Annotated in this window: 20 protein-coding genes; 11 read left to right on the forward strand and 9 right to left on the reverse strand. The window is 56.0% G+C overall.

What is annotated here, in order from left to right; all coding sequences use genetic code 11:
- Positions 1 to 222 precede the first annotated feature (222 nt).
- Complete coding sequence (locus tag BW974_RS14430) at positions 223 to 1,608, reverse strand: aspartate aminotransferase family protein (RefSeq protein WP_076430982.1); 1,386 nt, start codon at positions 1,606 to 1,608, stop codon at positions 223 to 225.
- A gap of 159 nt (positions 1,609 to 1,767) precedes the next feature.
- Here BW974_RS14430 and BW974_RS14435 point away from each other — a divergent pair, with 159 nt between their 5' ends.
- Positions 1,768 to 3,414, forward strand: a complete 1,647-nt coding sequence (locus tag BW974_RS14435) for an aldehyde ferredoxin oxidoreductase family protein (RefSeq protein WP_076430983.1) — start codon at positions 1,768 to 1,770, stop codon at positions 3,412 to 3,414.
- Between the two features lie 111 nt (positions 3,415 to 3,525).
- On the opposite strand, the gene BW974_RS14440 is transcribed toward BW974_RS14435, so the two are convergent.
- The 4 genes from BW974_RS14440 to BW974_RS14455 all read right to left on the reverse strand — a co-directional run bounded on the left by BW974_RS14440 (position 3,526) and on the right by BW974_RS14455 (position 7,624).
- Complete coding sequence (locus BW974_RS14440; protein ID WP_076430984.1) at positions 3,526 to 3,774, reverse strand: acetyl-CoA carboxylase; 249 nt, start codon at positions 3,772 to 3,774, stop codon at positions 3,526 to 3,528.
- Between the two features lie 175 nt (positions 3,775 to 3,949).
- A complete protein-coding gene (locus BW974_RS14445) occupies positions 3,950 to 4,924 on the reverse strand; it encodes a 5-oxoprolinase subunit C family protein (RefSeq protein ID WP_076430985.1) in 975 nt (324 codons plus the stop codon).
- Complete coding sequence (locus tag BW974_RS14450; RefSeq protein ID WP_076430986.1) at positions 4,924 to 5,826, reverse strand: 5-oxoprolinase subunit B family protein; 903 nt, start codon at positions 5,824 to 5,826, stop codon at positions 4,924 to 4,926. The genes BW974_RS14445 and BW974_RS14450 overlap by 1 nt, the downstream gene beginning before the upstream one ends.
- A 166-nt stretch (positions 5,827 to 5,992) precedes the next feature.
- Positions 5,993 to 7,624 (reverse strand): TCP-1/cpn60 chaperonin family protein, encoded by a 1,632-nt coding sequence (locus BW974_RS14455; RefSeq protein WP_076430987.1) that lies wholly within the window; start codon positions 7,622 to 7,624, stop codon positions 5,993 to 5,995.
- A gap of 135 nt (positions 7,625 to 7,759) precedes the next feature.
- On the opposite strand from BW974_RS14455, the gene BW974_RS14460 reads away from it, so the two are divergent.
- Complete coding sequence (locus BW974_RS14460) at positions 7,760 to 8,872, forward strand: ABC transporter ATP-binding protein (protein WP_076430988.1); 1,113 nt, start codon at positions 7,760 to 7,762, stop codon at positions 8,870 to 8,872.
- Between the two features lie 151 nt (positions 8,873 to 9,023).
- Positions 9,024 to 10,367, forward strand: a complete 1,344-nt coding sequence (locus tag BW974_RS14465; RefSeq protein WP_076430989.1) for an acetyl-CoA carboxylase biotin carboxylase subunit — start codon at positions 9,024 to 9,026, stop codon at positions 10,365 to 10,367.
- Positions 10,368 to 10,417: 50 nt separating this feature from the next.
- On the opposite strand, the gene BW974_RS14470 is transcribed toward BW974_RS14465, so the two are convergent.
- Positions 10,418 to 10,912: an Lrp/AsnC family transcriptional regulator gene (locus tag BW974_RS14470; protein WP_076430990.1), complete on the reverse strand. Its 495-nt coding sequence runs from the start codon at positions 10,910 to 10,912 to the stop codon at positions 10,418 to 10,420.
- Between the two features lie 219 nt (positions 10,913 to 11,131).
- On the opposite strand from BW974_RS14470, the gene BW974_RS14475 reads away from it, so the two are divergent.
- The 3 genes from BW974_RS14475 to BW974_RS14485 are packed head-to-tail and all read left to right on the forward strand — an operon-like array spanning position 11,132 to position 14,175.
- Positions 11,132 to 12,346 (forward strand): ABC transporter substrate-binding protein, encoded by a 1,215-nt coding sequence (locus BW974_RS14475; RefSeq protein ID WP_076430991.1) that lies wholly within the window; start codon positions 11,132 to 11,134, stop codon positions 12,344 to 12,346.
- A gap of 18 nt (positions 12,347 to 12,364) precedes the next feature.
- Entirely contained in the window at positions 12,365 to 13,321 is a 957-nt protein-coding gene (locus tag BW974_RS14480) for an ABC transporter permease (RefSeq protein ID WP_076430992.1), read from the forward strand.
- 44 nt (positions 13,322 to 13,365) lie between these two features.
- Positions 13,366 to 14,175: an ABC transporter permease gene (locus BW974_RS14485; protein ID WP_076430993.1), complete on the forward strand. Its 810-nt coding sequence runs from the start codon at positions 13,366 to 13,368 to the stop codon at positions 14,173 to 14,175.
- 104 nt (positions 14,176 to 14,279) lie between these two features.
- On the opposite strand, the gene BW974_RS14490 is transcribed toward BW974_RS14485, so the two are convergent.
- The gene (locus BW974_RS14490; protein ID WP_076430994.1) at positions 14,280 to 15,041 is read right to left on the reverse strand and encodes a LamB/YcsF family protein; all 762 of its coding nucleotides are present in this window, start codon (positions 15,039 to 15,041) and stop codon (positions 14,280 to 14,282) included.
- Between the two features lie 77 nt (positions 15,042 to 15,118).
- Between BW974_RS14490 and BW974_RS24710 the strand changes: the two genes are divergently transcribed.
- Positions 15,119 to 15,370, forward strand: a complete 252-nt coding sequence (locus tag BW974_RS24710) for a hypothetical protein (protein WP_139328883.1) — start codon at positions 15,119 to 15,121, stop codon at positions 15,368 to 15,370.
- Between the two features lie 495 nt (positions 15,371 to 15,865).
- On the opposite strand, the gene BW974_RS14500 is transcribed toward BW974_RS24710, so the two are convergent.
- On the reverse strand, positions 15,866 to 16,441 hold the full coding sequence (locus BW974_RS14500) for a DoxX family protein (protein WP_076430996.1): 576 nt from the start codon (positions 16,439 to 16,441) through the stop codon (positions 15,866 to 15,868).
- Between the two features lie 856 nt (positions 16,442 to 17,297).
- On the opposite strand from BW974_RS14500, the gene BW974_RS14510 reads away from it, so the two are divergent.
- Both BW974_RS14510 and BW974_RS14520 read left to right on the forward strand, forming a co-directional pair.
- Positions 17,298 to 17,627, forward strand: coding sequence for a DUF7344 domain-containing protein (locus BW974_RS14510; RefSeq protein WP_076431304.1), 330 nt, complete (start codon positions 17,298 to 17,300; stop codon positions 17,625 to 17,627).
- A 1,040-nt stretch (positions 17,628 to 18,667) separates the two neighbouring features.
- Positions 18,668 to 18,940 carry a DdfA family disk-determining factor gene (locus BW974_RS14520; RefSeq protein ID WP_084186301.1) on the forward strand — a complete coding sequence of 91 codons (273 nt, stop codon included), beginning with the start codon at positions 18,668 to 18,670 and terminating at the stop codon, positions 18,938 to 18,940.
- A 14-nt stretch (positions 18,941 to 18,954) separates the two neighbouring features.
- Here BW974_RS14520 and BW974_RS14525 read toward each other — a convergent pair whose 3' ends face one another.
- A complete protein-coding gene (locus BW974_RS14525; RefSeq protein ID WP_076430999.1) occupies positions 18,955 to 19,155 on the reverse strand; it encodes a hypothetical protein in 201 nt (66 codons plus the stop codon).
- 138 nt (positions 19,156 to 19,293) lie between these two features.
- Between BW974_RS14525 and BW974_RS14530 the strand changes: the two genes are divergently transcribed.
- Both BW974_RS14530 and BW974_RS14535 read left to right on the forward strand, forming a co-directional pair.
- Positions 19,294 to 19,746, forward strand: a complete 453-nt coding sequence (locus BW974_RS14530; protein WP_084186302.1) for a SprT-like domain-containing protein — start codon at positions 19,294 to 19,296, stop codon at positions 19,744 to 19,746.
- A 3-nt stretch (positions 19,747 to 19,749) separates the two neighbouring features.
- Positions 19,750 to 20,067 carry a HalOD1 output domain-containing protein gene (locus BW974_RS14535; protein ID WP_076431000.1) on the forward strand — a complete coding sequence of 106 codons (318 nt, stop codon included), beginning with the start codon at positions 19,750 to 19,752 and terminating at the stop codon, positions 20,065 to 20,067.
- Positions 20,068 to 20,886: the final 819 nt, after the last annotated feature.

The following is a 20,886-nucleotide window of genomic DNA, read 5'->3' on the forward strand; positions in this document are numbered from 1 at the left end:
CGCGGAAGCCACTCGGAAAGGTGCACTCATCGACTGCTGCTAACCCATCTACACTTTTCCATTTATGTCAAGTAAAACGACACTATCCGATATGGCCGCCCTCACCGACGAACTCGACACAATGTTCAATGACGAATTCGGTAGTGTGATCGCCGGTGAGAAGTGTCGTATCGCCCAGAGGCCGAACAATGAGCTTGTCTAACTAAGAGAATGTATGTGAAATCAGGCACCGGCCGCTCGATCACTACTCTCGGCCTCAATCGCATCAACAATGATATCCATCCCGACTTCCGCCTGCGCGTCGGTAAGAACGAGCGGCGGCAGGAGACGGAGCACGTTCCCGTACTGCCCGGCCTTCCAGACGAGGACGCCGTTCTCGTAACACCGCTGCTGGATTCCAGCTACGAAGTCGCCTGCGTTCCGGACGTCGCCGTCCTCGTCGACGAACTCTGCCCCGATGAAAAGCCCCCTCCCGCGCACGTCGGCGAGGAACGAGTTGTCCGCGCCGACCTCACGGAGACGGCTGCGGATATACTCGCCGAGGTCGCGCGCGTAGGCGAGGAGGTCGTGGGACTCGATGTACTCGATGGAGCGGAGGCCGGCCTCCATCGCTGGGACGTGACCGCGGTAGGTGCCTGCGTGGTCGCCCGACCCCCACGTATCGAGATCTTCGTGGTAGATGGTCGCAGAGAGCGGCAGACCGATACCGCCGAGCGCCTTGGCTGTGGTAATGACGTCAGGGGTGACGTTGAAGTGGTCGCTCCCCCACCACTCGCCGGTACGGCCGAGACCGGCCTGTATTTCGTCGACGACCAGAGGTATCTTCGCTTCGTCGGCGATGTCTCGGAGCCCGGAGAGAAATCCCTGTGGCGGAACAACGATACCGCCTTCGCCCTGGATGGGTTCAACGAAGATACCCGCCGGATTAGCGAGGCCGCCGTAGGGATCTAGTACGGTGGCACGAACCTCGGCGAGCGCGTCTTCGACGGCTTCTTCAGGGTCCTTCGCTTGTTGGAACGGATACGGGTACGGTGCATGGACAACGTCTGGAAGGAGCGGTGTGTAGGGAGCTTTGAACTTCTTGTTGGCTGTGAGGCTCATCGCACCGCTTGTCGCGCCGTGGTAGGCGTTCCGGAACGCGACCAAACCGTTGCCCTCCGTATTGTACTTCGCGAGTTTGATGGAGGCCTCGATAGCGTCGCTACCCGTCGGGCCGCCGAAGACGACCTTGCTATTGCCAGCAAGATTTCCTGGCGCGATGGCATCGAGTTTCTCGATGAGGTCAAGACGGGCTTCGGTGGGGAAGTCGACGGTGTGGACGAGCTTGTCCGCCTGTTTATGCATCGCCTCCATCACGTAGGGGTTCGCGTGACCAACGTTGAGGACGCCGATGCCCGCGAAGAAGTCCAGATAGGTGTTGCCGTCGACGTCGCGGATGGTTGCACCTTTCGCCTCCTCGAAGGCGATAGGGATGTTCTCTGGATAGGAAACGGCCGCGCTATCGATTTCGCGCTGCTTCTGTAACAATCGTGTTGTCTTTGGTCCGGGGACGCTCCCGACGTCTGGGGCGCCGTCGAAATGGAGTTCGTGAATACTCGGTCCGACCATGCGTAGCCGAAGGAAGCCGGACAATAAATAACTTTACCTCGAGTGAAAGAGATACAGTACAGATACCTCATAGAATGTTGTACTGTGTTCAAGGAATAAAAAACCTCATGAATAGATACTAATGAAGTTTTATTACGCCAGGTTCACATCTATTCCTGCATGCTCCACACGACTGGCCCACTGCTCTCCATCGATCTGGATGCCCAAACAACAGAGGTAGAAGAGATAGACGACGTGTTGGCGGCGTTCATCGGTGGCCGAGGGGTCGCTACCCGACTTATCTCCGATCGCGTTCCGTTCGACGCAGACCCGCTGGGACCGGAGAACCGTCTTGTGTTCACGACCGGTCCGATGCAGGTGTCGAACATGAGTTTCACAGGGCGGATGAACGCGACGGCCGTTTCGCCACTCACCGATGGGTTGCTGTCGTCGAACGCTGGCGGATTCATGTCCCGAAACTTTGCGGACACGGGGTACAGTGCCATCGAGTTCGCTGGCGTGAGCGATGACCTCATCATCGTTCACGTCACCGATGAGGGCGTCGAGTTCGAAGTGGTGCCAGACCTCGAAGGTGCAACTGTCTCGGAAACGTGTACGTATATCAATGACGAGCACGGCCTCAGTGCCGAACACGTCGCATGTATCGGGCCGGCTGGCGAGAACCTCGTCCGCTTTGCGTCTATCATGACGACAGAGGAGCGGGCGTTCGGCCGCGGGGGACTCGGTGCAGTCCTCGGGTCGAAGAACGTCAAGGCAGTCACATTCACTGGCGACTCCCGTCCGGATATCGAAATTCCCGCCAGTCAGATGGAGATCCACCGCGAGGCCGCGACTGACAACCACATCATGAAACGGCAAGGGACGGTCGCCGTCATGGATCTGGCCAACGAGGTGAACGGGTTACCATCGTACTATTTCTCCGAGCAGTCGTTTGAGGGTGTCGAGGGAATCAACGGTGATTCGGTCGAGGCGAAAAAGTACAAGAAAGGCACCTGTTCGGCCTGCGCGTTTGCTTGCAAACTCCCGACACGGGACGAAGAGCGTGGCGTCGAGACGGAGGGCCCCGAGTTCGAGGTGGCGATGGCGTTCGGTTCGAACTCTGGCGTGGACGACATCGTGGACGTGATGAAGTCCAACGAGCTGTGTGACGAACTCGGCCTCGATGCCATCTCCGCGGGGAACACCGTTGCCGCGTACCTCGCGGCGGAAGACGAGTTCGGCAACCGAGATCTCATCTGGGACGTCGTCGAACAAATCGCCTATCGCGAGGGCGTCGGCGATGATCTCGCCGAGGGTATCGATCGGGTCGCCGCCGACCTCGACGTCGAAAACTGGACGGTGAAGGGACTCGACTTCGCCGCCCATGAGGGGCGTGTCCTCCACGGTCAGGGGCTCTCGTACGCGGTGGCGAACCGTGGCGCCGACCACATGTATGCAACGTTCTATTCGGTCGAATATCCACTCGTCGACAAAGATGAGGCGATGCCCCCGGACGGCTTCGACGGAAAGCCGGAACGCCTTGTTGAACGCGAAAATCTGATGGCCCTGAACGATGCTGGTGTCGTCTGCAAGTTCTCACGGGATTATATGAACCCCGAGCGCTACGAGATGCTGTTCGACGCGGAGTTCGAGGCGCTCTTGGCGGTTGGCGGCCGCATCGTCGAACTCGAACGACATTTCAACAATCAACGCGGATTCGACCGGGACGACGACCGGCTCCCCTACGACCTCGACGGCTTTGAGGACGCGCTAGACGCGTACTACGATGTCCGCGGTTGGAACCATGACGGAACCATCCCCGACTAAGCGGTGCCAGAAAAATAGCGGGATGAACAAACGGACGGTTCGTCGATGGTTTTCATGTTGGGCTCAGAGAAGTATGCGGATGCGTTCGACGGCGGGAACAGAAGACTGGAATCAGTCGATTTCGAGTTCCACGAGGTCGTCACCGGCATCGACTTCTGCTTCGTTCTCTGCTAAGAATTTGAGTACTGTCCCGGCTTCGTCTGCTTTGATATCGTGGAAGTTCTTCATCACACCCACGAGGCCGACGACGTCACCCGCTTCGACTGAATCACCTTCCTCTGCATACGCTGGTTCTTCTGGGTCGGATCGTCGGTAAAAGACGCCGGGCATTGGCGACGTGATGATAGTTTTCTCTGCCATTTGCTTGAAGATTGGTAGCAACTCCTACCCACATATAGCTTTCCCATGATACTATACCAGAGACAAATCAGCAGAGGATTTTATAATACGTATCCGACATTGCAGTTCAATTTTGACTGCTGTTCGGAAATGGAGAAACATCCGTGCCGAAAAAAGTGGGATTGGAGTAGCCGACTCACTCGGAGAGTGACGCCCGAATCGCTTCGAGATGTTCGTCGTTCTCCGCGCGAGCCTCAACTGCCTCATCGACGTCGACCGCTTCGAAGGTGATGGTTCGGTGGGTTCGTGCTTGTGCCAACTTCCCACGGTCGATGCTGATGACCGTCCCCACGGTCGCGTAACCGCCGCCCGTGACAGCGTCGCGCATCAGAACGATGGGTTGGCCGGCCATCTGGATCGAGCCGACGGGATAGCCGAGGTCGACCACGTTCGTCGGGTCGGGACCTGCCCCGAACGGCTGTTCGCGCTCCTCGAACATCGATTCGATGTCTTCACCCTCGAGGCGGTAGCCGACGCGGTTCGCTTCGTCGCTGACTTTCCACTCGGTTCCGAGGAATCGATCTTTCCCCTCGTCGGTCAGTCGATAGTCACATAGGCCCATCACGACGCGAATCGTGTTGTCGTTGGCGTAGTCGGGAACGTACTCGTCATCGATTTGCGAGCCGACGAGGGTTGTTCCGTCGTCGGTGTCGCCGATGGGAAGTTCATCACCCTCTTCCAGTTCGCGCCCCTCGTGCCCGCCGATACCGATGAGGGTGTACGTCGAACGACTCCCCATTATTTTCGACACGTTGATGCCGCCGGCTACCGCGAGATATGACCGGACACCCTCGGTGGCGAACTCACACGAGAGCACGGTTCCGGCCTCGACCTGGACGGCCGTCCACTGGGGCATAGAGTCGCCATCCAACTTGGGAGACATTGCTGCGCCAGTGATGGCAACGACGGTATCCTCGGTGAACTCCATATCCGCCCCCGCGTACGTCATCTCCAGCGTGGCAGCATCCTCGTTGTTGCCGACCAGGTAGTTGGCCACCTTGTGTGCGTACTGGTCCATCGCGCCGGACGGCGGCATCCCGATGTGATAATTACCGTACCGGCCGCTGTCCTGAACCGTGGTCGAGAGCCCCGGTTCGAGTATCTGAATCATCAGTGTAGCACCTCCAGAATCTCTTCGTTGTACTGTTGTGGATGTTCGAAGAACTCCTCCGGCCGGAAGTCGATGTGGCCGATATCGTACTCGTACGTTCCGTCTTCGACCTCGTTCCGAATCTCATCATACTCGCGTCGGTCAATTTTACGGAAATTGATGATGTCGCCGGGGTTCGGTAGCACCATCGATTCTTCGAAGTCCGCGAGCTCCTGTTCGACGTCGAGCACTTCGACGGGCGTTCGGCCGAACAGTTGGTACCCTCCCGCCCCTTTCACGGGATAGATGGCGGTGAACGCGCCGCCATATCCGATCGCTCGACTTGGGGTGGCGGTTCGAGGTTGGACATACTTGGGTACTTCTATCTGTTCGTCCCGGGGAACCATCTGGAACGTCCATGGCAGACCGGGGACGAACCCGACCATCGTGACCATGTGAGGAGACCCGGCGTGAGCGTCGATGAACTCCTCGGTGGTGTCGAAGCCGTTGATGCGTGCGGAGTATTCCAGATCCGTTGCGTCGGGATCCTGATGCCGGTCGCGGAACTGCATCAAGGTCTCGTGGGTCCACGGGTCGTCGTAGAGGACGGGCACGTCGATGACACGTGCTTTCCACGTGTACTCGGTGAGGTTAATTTCGTCTTCGAGCTGTTTGAGGTCATCGATAAGCTCGTCGGGGCGCAGTTCGGCCGGGTCAAACTGGAGCATGTAGGAGGCGTTCGCCGGTGCGATTTCGATGATTCCGGCTGGATCACGCTTCCGGAGTTCCTGGGTGATGGCCTGGGCTTTGAAATTCGCGTCGAAGCTCATCTCTTCGGAGAGTTCGACGAACACATAGTCGTCTCCTCCGTACCCGTACCGAGGCGAGGATAACTGCTGCCGTTCTATGCTAGTCTCAGGCATGGTGTGTGTTCACGATTTCGCACTCAGTGATTTATAGATGCCGGTGGCTCACTAGGTTCATTCCCTGAATATGGGAGACGGTACAATTTTGTAAACCATCCTAAGACCTTATTCAAACTGATTCACTCGGGTCGTATGATGTCCATCGAACCACTTCGATTGTTTCTCAGACAACGTCCCGCTCGGGGTCGGGTCGGAGATTGAAATCCGTGATCTCGTCGTCGTCAGCCGTGGCTGGAATGACGTCGTCCACGCGAACGAGGTGAATAAGCACGTCTGTCGCAGTGTCGACAGTCGTTCTGACGACCGGTTCCAAGCCCAGCGGACCCCTCGCGTGCGTTGAGCCCACAACTCCCGCGTCGGTGTTGAAGCCTGCGTTCTCGCCGCTAGCATGCAACCATGTCACGACATCGATGGCGTCTGCGCCGCCGTTTCGAGCGAGCACCCGCGGAATCGTTTCGAGTGCGTCGGCATACGCTTCCATGACAAGTGCTGTTCGGTCACCGACGCTCCGCGATTCCTTACGGATGGCGGTCGCAAGTCGTGTCTCGACACCTCCACCACCCGGAACGACGCGCCCTCCATCGAGGACGGCGAGTGCCACGACGATAGCCGTCATCAGATCCCGTTCGAACGTGGCGGCGCCCTGTTCGACGGCCCCCGCATACAGCAACGTTCCAACCCCTCCGTGGTTACACCCCTCGACGCGGACGAACGAATCGTCGTCGTGTGTAGTCACCTGCAACTGTCCAGCCGTGCCTACGTTTTCTGCAGAGAAATCGGCGAGGTCCATCACGACGTCTGCACCGGTCGCCCGTGACAATCGGCGTGCATGCTCGCTGGTCAGCGTCCGAAATGCGATGATGCCAGCCTCGTCAAGGGCGGAGATGGCAACGTCGCTGATACCCATCGTCGTGAAGACCGCATTCACACCGGCGTCCTCCAACGTCTGAACTTGCCTCCGAACGTCGGTGTGCTCGTGCTGGCGGGCTGCCTCAATGTCCGACGGCGTCTTGCCATCCAAGACGACATCCGTTCGTCCCTTCCCCGTGCTTCCACCGGCACGCTTCAACTCCCGCTCCTCGATACCCGATCCGGCCTTCTTACCACCGCCGACGACCGCGATCCGCGGGGATTCGACCTCACACGGGGTGTTCGGCGTTACAGGCTCCCGTTCGAGGACGACGCCGCGGAGGATCTCTACGTTCACCGCGTCGGAAGTCGGGCCACGACGGAACTCGATATCGTCGATGCGGAGGCCACCGGTGTGAGTACGGCGAGCACGGTCGATGAGGCGTGCTGCCTCCACGATCGCGCCCGTTGCGGCTTCCGTGCGTGGTGCCCCACCGAGTGCGGTCTGCACAGCGATTCGCCCTCGCGGGTCGTCGAGCCCGTCGACTGGCGTGGCGAACGCGGGAAGCGCGTCGAGCGCGGTGAGCCGGGCGCGGTTGACCCCGTCTATCACGGTCGCTCGGTGGAAGCCGCGATCGAGCAAGCCAATAGCCCGTCGAGCGAGATCAGCGGTGAGCAGCACCACAGACAGCGACCCGTCACCGACCGTTTCCTTTTGTTGGACAGCTCCTTCCGCCACGAGTCTGGCACCTGGATGTTCGACGATCAGTTCGTCGAACAGTCGGTTGACATCTCCAGTGACGACCGGACCATCTGCGGTCTGAACCAGTTTGTAGCGGCCATCGGGTCCGTACAGTCCGGCGACGAGGTCGCCCAGCAGTGCAGCACCGTGGAGCACGTCAGTACCGTCGATAATCTCCGTCGAACTCGTTCGGCTCCCACTCATCTACCAGTATAGGATTGCTTCTGATATCTAAACCTTTCCTCGGATTTTGTTCGGATTATTGCAATAATCTAAAACTAGGTTGGGAATTTACTGGTGGATTTATATGGGTGTACATTCGTATATGGAGTGTCAACAATGAGCACGGAATCGCAAACCGAACTACACGACTCGCAGACTTCACCCGCCAACGTCATCGAAATCCGCAGCCTACGAAAGGTCTACGACGACGTCATCGTCGCCGTCGACGACGTAGATCTCGGTGTCCGAGAGGGCGAATTTTTCACGATCCTCGGCCCATCCGGCAGCGGGAAGTCCACCTTGTTACAGATGATTACGGGTATCGAAACGCCAACGGCCGGTGAAATCCGCCTGGACGGAGCCCTCGTTAACGACGTTAAACCCTACAATCGCAACACGAGTCTGGTCTTCCAGGAGTACGCACTATTTCCCCACATGAGCGCACGTGAGAACGTCGAGTACGGTCTGATGCTCCGGGGCATCCCCGATAGAGAGCGCCACGAACGCGCCGACGCGATGTTCGAACTGATGAACCTCGTTGGGAAGGAAGACCGTCCGATTCAGGACCTTTCCGGTGGTGAACGCCAACGCGTCGCCACCGCGCGGAGTCTGGTTGTCGAACCCGACGTCCTCCTGCTCGACGAGGTGCTCGGCGCACTCGACGAAAAACTCGCCAGGGAGATGCAAGTCGAACTCAAACGCATCCAGGAGGAAGTCGACAAAACGTTTATTTTCGTCACTCATAGCCAGGAGGAGGCCTTTTCGATGAGCGACCGTATCGCCATCATGAACGACGGAAACGTCGAACAAGTAGGCGAACCGTTCGAAATCTACCAGAATCCCGCGTCGGAGTTCGTCGCCGATTTCCTCCAGATGCCGAACGTCATTACCGGCGACGTCGTCGCCACAGAGAGCGGGGTGCTGACCGTCCGAAGCGACGGCCTCGACTATGTGGTGGCAGTTGACGATGTGGACGATGGTTCGGGACTCGACGATAGGGTCACGTTCCTCGTCCCGAACGAACAAGTCGTGTTCAGCGATGACCACGAGAACGCATTCGAAGCTGTCGTCACGGACACCATCTTCAAGGGTCCGCACACGGAGTACGCACTCGAACTCCCGAACGGTCGTGAACTCCGCGCTCACGAGACGACCGGTGAATCCCTTCTCGAAGAAAGGACCGACGTCACGGTTGGGTTCGATCCTGCCGCCGCGAAACTGTTCTCCTGACGCGGCGCGAACCCACGTGCGTCGCGTTCCGCGTCCGTGACAGATACGACATAGATTTGATTTTTATCCCAGTTTTATATCTCAAATAGAACTGCGTTCAGCATTATCAAGACCACAAGAGTATTATCCTAAATGGTGCGATACCACGAGTGTGTTTGACAGAGTACTCATTGCCAATCGGGGTGAGATCGCCGTTCGTGTCATCCAGGCGTGTCGAGAACTCGGTGTTGACGCCGTCGCCATCTACAGTGACACGGACGAGAACGCGAAACACGTCCGCCTCGCGGACGAAGCCTACCACGTCGGAGCGTCGGTCGCACGCAAGAGCTACCTGAACCAGGAAGCCATCATCGACGTCGCCCGTGAGGCCGGCGTCGACGCCATCCATCCGGGGTATGGCTTCCTCGCAGAGAGCACGGAGTTCGCTGCGAACGTCGCTGCGAACGACTTCATTTGGGTCGGCCCGCCGAGCGACGTAATGAACGACTTCGGCGAGAAGACCCGAGCTCGTAAAATAATGCGCCGAGCAGACGTCCCTATCGTGCCCGGTACGACCGACCCGGTCGAGAGCGCCGACGAAATACGCGAGTTCGCGGCTGAACACGGCTACCCGGTGGCCATCAAGGCTGACGGCGGTGGTGGGGGACGTGGACTCAAAGTCGTTCGGAGTGACAACGAGGTCGAAGAGCAATTCCAGAACGCCCAACGCGAGGGCGAAGCATACTTCGACAATTCGAACGTCTACGTCGAGCGATTTCTCGAGAATCCACGCCACATCGAAGTCCAGGTACTAGCCGACCATCACGGCAACGTCAGGCACCTCACCGAACGCGACTGCTCGACACAGCGTCGACAGCAGAAACTCATCGAGGAGACGCCGAGTCCAGTCCTCGACGAGGACACGCGGGCTGAGGTATGGGATGCGGCTCGACGCGGCGTTGCCGAAGCAGGCTATATAAATGCAGGGACGGTAGAGTTCCTCTATGAAGACGGGTCGTTTTACTTCCTCGAAGTGAACGCCCGTATCCAGGTGGAACACACGATCACCGAGGTTGTTACCGGTATTGACCTCGTGAAGTGGCAACTCCGTATCGCTGCGGATGAGGAACTATCGTTTGCACAGAGTGACGTCGAACCTAGAGGAGCGGCTATCGAATTCCGTATCAACGCCGAAGAGCCGAGCGAGGAGTTCGCACCGATGCCGGGCAAGCTTGAGACGTATCGACCACCGCACGGGATCGGCACGCGCATCGACGACGGTGTGGACGAGGGTGACAGCATCGCTCCGTTCTACGACTCGATGTTCGCAAAGTTCGTCGTACACGGCGAGAACCGGGACGAAGCGATTCGTCGCGGCTTACGCGCGCTCCATGAAGCCGACATTCGCGGTGTTCCTACCACGATTCCGTTCCACGTCCAGGTACTCACCGACGAGACGTTCGTCGAGGCTGAACACACCACCAAGTACGTCGACGAGGAACTGACTATCGAGTAATAAATTGCAGTCCGGACTTCTGACGCGGAGGACGCGTCCGCGAGGGCTGTTCACTCCCCGTTCTCGGTGCCGAGTTCGATGAGCGTCTCGAGTTCGAAGTCCCGTAACGGTGCGAACTGATTTTTGATTGTAGAGATGACGAAGCGGGAACTCGTTCGTTCGACCTCTTCTATGCGCTCGTAGGCTTGAATCAGATCTTCGACCATCTCGCGCTCTGCCACGTGTGCGATGACGATGAAGTCCGTATCCCCCATCGTGAAATACACCTGATTCACGCCCTCGATGTTGCTCAGTTTCTCGCCGACTATTTCCTGATACCCTTCGTCGTACCGAGCCGTTACCTCTGAGATGACTGTGAGGTTCAGGCTCAACGCACCGAGATCGATGTTGTACAGATTGTCTTCGATGACTCCCTGCTCCCGTAGCTTCTCTACTCGATAGTGAACGGTCGATTTCGGGATCCCTGTCTCTTCTTCGATAACCTTTGGACTCGGTTCCCCTAAATCCGAGATCGCTTTTAAAATCTCGATATCTCGTGCGTCCATCGTTGGACTGTATTCAACTAGGCATTATAAAGAGCAATGGTACCCCCTCGGTCAAGTGAATCACCATCTGTTGAACTCAATCCTAGCTCATGTCTCAAAATGGAACGGTGATTAAGTTTCATCGCTATAATAAGGTATTATTTAATACTGGCTATATTTCTCGTTCTATGGTGTGTAATTATAGCAACATTGATAACCCCCTGCTACACAGGAGAGGGCATGCACAGCAGGAATGATGCATGTGAACAAACACCAGGCACCCGTCGAGACTTCTTGAAGCTCTCCGGTGGCGTCGCCAGCGCCGCGACCGTAGGTGGTCTCGCCGGTTGTCTCGGTAGTGACGATGACGGTGGCGGAGACGACGAGGACGACTCGAACTCCGACGGCGGCAACAAGCAAGTCGACCAACTTTCCTACTGGGGTGTCGGAACAACGAATCCCGAAAAGTGGGCGGACTTCACCAACCAAACCGACATGGAGGTGAAATACACGGCTGCGCCGTGGCGTCCCGGCCAGATCGTCACCAAGATGGTACAGGGAACGGCATCGACCGACTTCGACCTCGCTGGCAATGACACCACGCTCACGCAGGTGCTCCACGAACAGGACGCTATCAAGAAGACCAATCTCGCCGACCTCCCGAACTGGGAGCACGTCTACGACGAGATCAAAGACAGCAAACCGACGACGGTCGACGGAGAACAATACTCTTTATCGAGTGTGCAGAACGGCGACTCGGTCGCGTTTCTCCCACAACACGTCGGCGACGCTTCTTCCGTCAACTCCTACGGCATCCTCTTCGACGACGAGTTTAAGGGGAAAACCGCACTCGAGGCCGGCTGGGCGACAGCGTTCCACAAGGTCGCCAACTATCTCAAATTCAACAACATGGCCGACATCGAGAGCGTCACAAATCCGACCGAAAGTGACATCGACGCGGTTGTCAACTTCTTGCTCGAACAAAAGAAAGCTGGGCAGTTCCGGACGTTCTGGAGCGGTTGGCAATCCGCGGTCAATCTCCTCGCTAAAGAGGAGGTTCACGCCATGGACACCTGGGAACCGGTCGTCTTCGCGCTGCGCGACAAGGACATGGAGGCCGAGTACCTCGAACCCAAAGAGGGCTATTCGCTATGGGGTATCGGACCGTGGGTGACCAAGAAAGGGGCGGAAAACCGCCAGGCGAGCGAAAAACTCATCAATTGGATGATGGACGGCTGGTACAATGCCCAGATCACGACCATCCGTGGCTATCTCTCTGCGAGCGAACTCGGAATCGATCACGCAAAGAACGACGAAGACTTCGACGCCGAGTTCATCGAGAAGCGCCACCAAGAGGTTCGGAGTCGGTTCCGTGACGACCGCAGTGTATTCGGAAATCGCTACCCCGAAACGTTTAGTCATCTGAACGAACAGTGGAACCGGCTAACGGCCTAACCCCTCCTCAGATTCACTATGTCTTACGACAACTCCGAAACGACGCCGGTGGAGCACAGTGAAAGTAGGGGCGTCGACTACGCACCGCAGGAGCGACTCCCGTCACCCCTCCGGCCACTCATCGACAATGACCGCCTTCGGTTCGGACTAGAGGTGGTGCCGTGGCTCGCGTTGTTCACGTTCTTCGTCTTCTTGCCGCTGGCAGCAATCTTCATCTGGAGTGTCGCAATAGAGGAGCCGTTCGGAATGGAGTTAGGATTCACCCTCGACAACTACCGGAATTTTGTTGATTCCTACCGACTGTCGGTGTTCTGGACAACGGTGAAGGAGGGACTCCTACAAGTTGCGTTGGCGCTTCTGTTTGGGTTTCCCATCGCCTACTATGCTGGCATCCGAAAGCGTCACTCACCTTACACCTTCCCATTGTTACTCCTGTTCGCGATTCCGTTCCTCACGAGCTACATTCTTCGCACGCTCTCGTGGATCGCGTTCCTCGGCAGTGACGGTGTAATCAACACAGTGTTGATGATGGTCGGACTCATCAGCGAACCACTGGGGTGGCTACTGTATTCCACGTTCGCGGTTCGCCTCAGCCTGATGGCGAGCTACCTTCCGTTCATGATATTTCCGGCGTGGCTCGCCATGAGTCGCATTGATGACGAGATTCTGCAGGCGAGCGCCGATATCGGGGGGTCGCCCCTCGCGACCGTCCGACATATCGTTCTCCCGCTCTCGCTACCCGGGCTAGTCATCGGGTCGGTGTTCGTGTTCGTTGGCGTCCTCGGTGAGAGTGTTGTCCCCGTTGTCCTCGGCGGTGGCAACATTTCGCTCGTCGCGACCGTCATCGACAACGCAGTAAATTCGCTTCGGCTGCCGCTCGCGAGCGCCATCAGTGCCATCGTGTTGCTGTTCGCCATTGGGTTGGTGCTGGTCTGGGACTACGTGTTCGGCCTCGACAAAGTGGGTGAGATCTGATGTCCACCCAACCCGTTTCCAGGTCGGTCAGTCGCGTAGCACGGATGGATCCTTCGGACTGGCTCTCGACCTCGTGGAAAGAACGTCTTTGGAAGGCCTTCATCGCCTTTTGGGTGCTGTATATCCTTGCACCGCCGGTGATGCTCGTGTTCATTTCGTTGGATACGGCGTCGTTCGTTCGGGTTCCACAGGGGATCACCTTCGAGAAGTACGAGATGATGCTCCAGAGCGAACCGCTGATCGCCGCGATGAAACGGTCGCTCATCCTTGGCGTCGCAACGATGGGTATCGCGCCACTCCTCGCGCTGCTTGCCGTCCTCTCCTACCGAAAGACGGCGTACAAATCGCTGTTCGTCGGCGCGATGATCGTCCCGCTGTTCGTCCCAGGTGTCGTCCAGGGGTTCAGCCTACTCGTGTTGTTCAAGCAACTCGGGTTCAACAATCCCTTCGTCGCCGAACTCATCGGACACGTCATCTGGGCGTTTCCGTTCGCGTTCCTCGTTCTACTAACGAGCATGTCGTCGGTTCGCGAGGACGTCCTTCTCGCAAGTTCCGATCTGGGTGCGAACGAGTTAGAGACGTTTCGGTACGTCATCTTTCCTCTCGTTAAACCTGGCATTATTAGCGCGGTCATCTTCAGCTTCGTGTTGTCGTTCAACGAGTTCTCCCGAACGGTCTATCTTCAGGGCAGTGACAACACTGTCCCGACCTACGTGTACGCGAAACTGCAGGTCGAACTCTCACCCGAAGTGTTCGCACTCGCGGGTATGACCGTTTTCGTGTCGCTCTCGCTCATTGCCATGGCGACCGTCTTCCTCTATCGTGCGGGCAGTGCCTCCACGGACGATGGATGACGGCTTCGCCGCCGCATTCACTGTCGCCGGAGACGGTATCGAAGTTCGAATCAGGAACTGCCGCGAGGGGTCGTTCGACCGCGAAACAAAATGCGGCGTGAGAATCAGGCAATATCGTCGAGCGGCACGAGTTCGATGTCGTGTTCTTCGACACGGTTGTGGATGGCCTCGAGCAGTTCGACGGCATTTGGACTGTCCCCGTGGATGCAGATGCTGTCTGCCGGGACGTCTATCATCTCACCGGTTGCCGCCTCGACTTCGCCCTCAGTCGCGATGCTGACAAACCGGTCTGCGACCAGTTCGGGGTCGGGAGCTACTTTCTCCTGCTCAACGATGAGGCTGCGGTCGGAGCGATAGTCGAGGTCAACATAGCCCTCGAAGACGGCGCGCAAGTCGTCGTATTCCTCGGTGACCTCGTAGATGTTCATGTCTGTCGCGAGGTAGATGAGGTTGTCGTCGACGTCAAGGATTCCCTCCATCACCGCCCGGGAGTGCTCACTGCTCTCAGAGAGCATCGAATACATCGCCCCATGAGGTTTCACGTGCTGGAACGTAACATCGTGCTGGTCTGCAAACGCCCTGAGAGCCCCGAGTTGGTAGACCACGTAGTCTCTGACCTCCTCAGGCGAGGCGGCCATCGTTCGCCGCCCGAAACCCATCTTGTCTGGCAGGCCAGGGTGGATGCCGACACCGACGTCGTGTTCTGCCGCGAGGGCGACCGTTTCGCGCATCACGTGGGGGTCACCCGCATGATATCCGCCAGCGATGTTGGCGGAGGTGATGTAGGGCATCACCGCTTCGTCATTCCCCATGTTCCAATTGCCGAAACTCTCCCCCATGTCGCAGTTGATGTCAATTGGTACCATACGTTCCGAGGATTGGTGGGAGCCGAATTATATGTTGTGGAGTGAACGGGCGGCCACGTCCGCCCGCGTCGCGACGAGTGAGTCGCTCGAAAACCGTCCACAACCCTGAACAGTCCTGCTGTAGTGAGTGTAGTGGGTCGTTCCGTGTCGAGGATGTTCCAGAGAACATTCGTTTTCACGAAGAGTGGGAGTACATGTGTCTCTTTGATTACGGCGGTGTCCATCCGCTTGACGGCGAAATAGAGTATCCTGCCGTCGTTCAGGATGCTATTGAGGAATACGATCAGCAAGAAGACTCTGGTGCGAACGAGAGGGGAGAAACCGTATAGACGGATATCGAAAGGTGAGACACTGACACTGCCGTCGAAAACGCAACTGACGACAGGTTACTCAAGGAATTCGCATTGGAGGACATCAAAGACGATACCGACCCCGAAGACTGCGACTGTGAGGGCCTCGGTGGCTTCCCGTGTTAGGAATGCATAAAAACGGATCGGCGAGAGATTCCAGAGTAACTCCTCTCTCAGCCCCTCTTCTCTATAGCCCGTCAACAAACGCTTCCGTAAATCGCTGATCAGTGTCCACTCATCAAGTATATTCAAATTGTAATCATTAAAAGTGAAGACTGTATCACACCTTAGACACCACCGGCTTTTTCGTCTGGGCGCGAACGTAGTGCAGATGAGAATGTTATGACAAGTACCGTGCCGATTCACTCACTAGAACGAGCGAGACGGCCGAATTTGATGGGAGGAAACGAAGGATCAAGAACGAGTGATAGACCGATTCTCACATGAAGGCGGTATGGGGTTGACTGTCAGAATCTACCCGAGGACATACTCGAGGATGGGGTAGCGCTCGAGGAGTGACTGCCCACTGATCTCGTAGTTCTCGATCCAGGCGTCGAGGCCGAGGATCCGGCCGGCACCGAACGCTGCAACGGCCAGGAAGACGAGCATGTACGCGAAGTCACCATTGATGACGCCGTGAGCGATGTCCCAGTTCCCGAAGTAGAACATGAGCATCATGAGCGCGCCAAAGAACGCCGCAAGACGGACGACCGCGCCGACGAACAGTCCAAGACCGATGAACAGCTCGCCCCACGGGACGGCCACGTCCGCGAATTCGACGAACCACGGGGTCGAGCCCATCCAGGCGAATAGGCCGGCGATCGGGTTGCCGTTGGTCGCGGCGACGTTCGCTAGGTAGCCACCGGCCGAGAACGGTTCGGCGGCGACGATTTTCGTGAATCCCGAGTATGCGAACGCCCACCCCATCATAAGCCGAAGCGCGAGGACGAACCAAGCTGAGAGGCTGTGCGCACGGGTGCCGACCGTGTAGCCACCGATGGTGCTTTCGAAGGTGTTGCGAGTGTCTGGAGAGATGGTGGATGCAGTCATGGTATCGGAAGAAAAACTTCCTACTTTCTAAAAGAACGGTGAAGTATATAAGTGTATTTAGATAGGCTATGTCATGGATTCTTATTGGTTATAGAAATTATTTAGCACCGCTATTGACTCATTTTTGTCTCGGTGAATGGCGACGAGAGTGAAGATACTGAGACACCTATCGACGACGAGAGCGGGCTACCGGAGGACCGTGACTGCGATGGCCTCGATGGCTTCCCAGACTATCCATGCGTGAAACGAGACGGAAGGAACTGCCGAACAAACCTGTGCTTCCGTTTTAATCCATTTCTCAATAATTCTCAGTGGCGTCAATTTATCAAATAAACTCCAATTGCAGAGTTATATATCGATATTTATTGCGGAATAGGTTAACGATCGTTTCATAATTTTTAAAATGAAAACATATATGGCTGAGTTGCTTGTACCCCATACCAGACTATGGAGCTCCTTCATCGATTACGTGACGCCTTCACTCCGGAAGAGGCCCCTCAGCAAACAGAAAAGCAAGTCCGAACAACCGGTGATATTTTCGAATGTGAAGACTGTGGTACAACGTTCATTTCAAAGCCAACCCAGTGTTCAAAGTGCGATCATAACGAATTTCGGAATCACGGCAGCTGCTAAGATTCTGCTCAATCCAGACGTTCTAGCCTGAGTTCGCTTTGACATTCCCCCTACGCTAAAGCGCGAGAATTCACACGAGTTGGGATATTCGGAGTCCCGATTGACAACTCTCCGAGTTTTAATAAAATGTTCTTAACACAATTTGGAGCAAGAATTTTTTCCGGGCTGGTGGTCGAATCCACAATCACTATCGTCGACGATTGGCTAGACGTTGATGGGAAACATGGCGACATTAGACACTATCTTCGACTTATTCAGTAAGAAGCGGCGACGATACGCACTATACTATCTCGATCAACAGAGTGGAACAGTAACGGTTGATGAGGTTGTGGAGTATGTTGCAAATCACGAAAACGACGCGACTGATGAAACAATTCCTGACGAGCAGTACGATCGGATCGAACTCTCTCTTCGCCAGGTGCATATCCCGAAAACAGCTGAAATTGACTCGATTGAATATGATCGCAATGAAGGAGAAATTACCATTCAGGGGACACCAACCGAATTTGACGCAATTGTGACCGTCGCGAAGGTCCTCGAACACGCCGATTGAGCCGAGTAGATAACCCTTCAATGGCGATCTCAGCAGTATACTTTCGAGATCTAGCAGTCAAAGTAGTTTGCTAGGGAGATTTCGAAGAGCGTCCAGGCACTTACAGAGGTCACAAAGTACGACCCGACAACGGACGAGGTTATGATCACGCTGACCTGGACGGCCTCCGAACAACACGGCTGGGAGCAATTCAGTTCCACCGTCCGAAACGAACTCATTCACGCATGGCAGCACCACGAGTTCGGCGAGGCGGGTCACGGAGCAACATTCACCTATGGACAGACCGCCTCGACACATCACAACACTGTGAGCGGGTCATCGCGCCAAAGTAGTGGCTTGTTTGTGAGGACTGCGGCGGTCGAATTGCCCGCTATCGATGCTCGAAGACGCTCTTGATGGCCTACTTTTCACAACCGAATACTGCGGGAAGGCGGGCCTCGACGATCTGGCGGAAGAAGCAGCGGATCTCTACCAATGGGTAGGAGAACGAGCATCTGAAGAAGGGACGTAATAACAATGTATGAACCCGTATTCAGTATCAAATCAGCATTGAGATCGATGATTGTCGGAAGTCTCGTGGGGTTCACCCTTGCGATTGTCGACCTGCCATCCCCTGCGCTCACTGAGTCGATCGGCGTGATAGTTGGGGCTTGCAACCTTTCCGGGCTCTTCCTCGGCTACATGGTTGCTAACACGTACGCCTGAATGCCGCCCTTCTCATATGACCCCAATTAGAAGAATTCCAGTAGTTTACGGAGAGTTACGTCTCCGAGGTAACGGACGGATGAAAGCCAGCTTGAGTACGACGCTCTACTTCGTGGTGTACACTCTGATGAAGACGGTTAGAAGGTAGCAGGAGCATCACTTTTGTTCGGGCTGGAACTGATGGCCTGCACATCGGATATCACCGACTAACCAACGCTCACAGCAAGGTTAGTGGTCAGTGGACTTCAGAGTGATTTTGTAACTGGACGTGGGTGACCTAGTGACTGTCTCAGCAGGAGGCTGGGTGATCGGAGTTCGATTCAATGATTGTAAGCATGGCACTAGGAAGTGGCGGAGAGAATGCGAACAACGAACCGATTAGTACCGTTATTGCGGAAACTATCGCGAACCACAAAGGTGTCGATCCAGCGGACCTTGAGCCGCTCTATGAGACAATCGATCCTGACGCACTGGACGCCCTCTTTGCTCATCGAACTGACGGGACTGCCCGAACGACTGGCCAGATCACCTTCGTCCATGCCGGATATGAGATAACCGTTACTAGCGACCGAACAGTCACTGTCGAGCCGAGTACCGACGAAGAATAGTCGCGTACCGTCCGTCATCCAGGATTGCTTGCTTCGGCCCGGAATGTAACAGCAGTCAACGTGAGTGACTTGCCACTGAACGCGTCCATCAAGTCATCATTGACGCCCTCGATCCGGCCATCGATCGAGAAGGAAATGTGATCATCGTCAGTTGCAATACCGATATCTGTGAGTTCGAGATCAGCCCCATTCTGGAGTCGAATCGTGTGTTCCATACCCAAACCCCGTGAGTGACTCCCCTTAGTCTTCTGGTTAAGTTGTTTAGGAGCCAACAAAATTGGATAACCCACAGGAACCCTCATTGGTGACTCCAGTCTCATTATTTCGAGGAAAAATACTCCCTATAATCTGCTGTGTACTTCCCAGAACTGCCGGTCGACACGATCGACTGGGAGGTCTCGCACCGAGCGAAACGGCAAGCAGGCGTCACGAAGTATGACCCTGCAACAGAGGCGATCACGATTGCGCTTACCTGGAAGGCTTACGAACAACACAGGCAGACGCAATTCAGTGCGACCGTCCGGCACAAACTCATCCACGCCTGGCAGTACCACGAGTTCGACGACGCGGATCACGGGACAACGTTCACCCGATGGACAGACACTCTCGACACTTCGCAACACTGCGAACGATTTACCGACCCAAAGTGGTGGCTCGTGTGCGAGGACTGCGGCGGTCGGATTGCCCGCTATCGAAGCTCGAAAACGGTTCGCAACCCCGAGCAATACAGTTGGGGTGAGTGTGGTGGGTCACTCCGTGTCGAGATAGGTCTGCTCCCGGGTGGGGGATTGAGATTTACGAGGTGAACCATGACTGAAGTAGATCTGACCGCAGATGACTGGCAGCTCGTCGAGCAAGCCCAGTATGACCGCAACGGGCGTCATGATCTCACGACGGCAATTATCACCACGATCGCTGCGGCCGAGGGCGTCGCTCCAGCCGAGTTGAAAGACCCCGTCTTGTACGAATGTGTGGATGTCGCTGCGATCGAGGATTCCTTCTTCGGGCCTGAGGTCGGAGGCCAGAATCGGGATGGCGTTGGAACCGTTGCATTTCGCTTCGGCGACTATCGTATTGAGGTCACCAATGAGGGTGCGATCGCCGTGTACGCAGGTACGTCTGCGTAATGTGTTGTGAACGACCGAAGAACCAACCTCGATGGGTGACCTCGGCATAGCTGTGTTCAATAGAAAGGGATATGCACAGATCGATTCGAGGGTCCCGGGGTGGGTGCACTTCCGCTTATGGATTTCATGAGTCGTGATTCTTGCCCCCTCGATTGATTGCTTACAACTCAACAGAGCGTATCGGCTCAATGATATTTGCTTCTGTAGGATTTCTGTGGAGAGTTCTTTCCTAAAGAAAGGAGATTAGTGTCAGCCTTATTGAATAAGAAGTTCTGTTTTATTTCCCATATTGCCACAAAGTATTTATTAATCCATGCTAAACGGTAGCATGTATCGAGGGCGCTTTGACATCACCGGATCTGGCGCCATCACTCCTAATCCACCCCCTCGATCCACCCCTCGTTTCTCCAGAGCCCTTTGAGGATACAATCATCGCTCAGTACAGTCAGTAGCTTCTCACTGCTATCATCTTCGATTGCACTCAGTCGAAAAACGTCCAAGCCGTTGCAATGATTCAAGCACTTGTCCTTCCGTTTGCGGTCGATATGACGACTCTCGTTGCCATTTAGTCGGTCAGTCTCAATTGACGTTCTCGTAACCAATTTGACTATTTGATTGGAGGTGGGGCCGCTGTTACCCCCTCCGTGACGCCGATCAGCAACTGTTTAGCTCCATCGTTTTCAAGCAGTCGCGTCGCAAGTCGGTCAGCGTCGATCCTGTCGTCCCGTGTCTCCTCCAATACCAAACGCGAGCGTCACCATTGTCATTCCACAATTCAGATAGTAACCAACTGCTTTCGGAAATGCGAGAACGCACATA

This window comes from Haladaptatus litoreus (assembly GCF_900156425.1).
GTDB classification, from domain to species: Archaea; Halobacteriota; Halobacteria; order Halobacteriales; family Haladaptataceae; genus Haladaptatus; species Haladaptatus litoreus.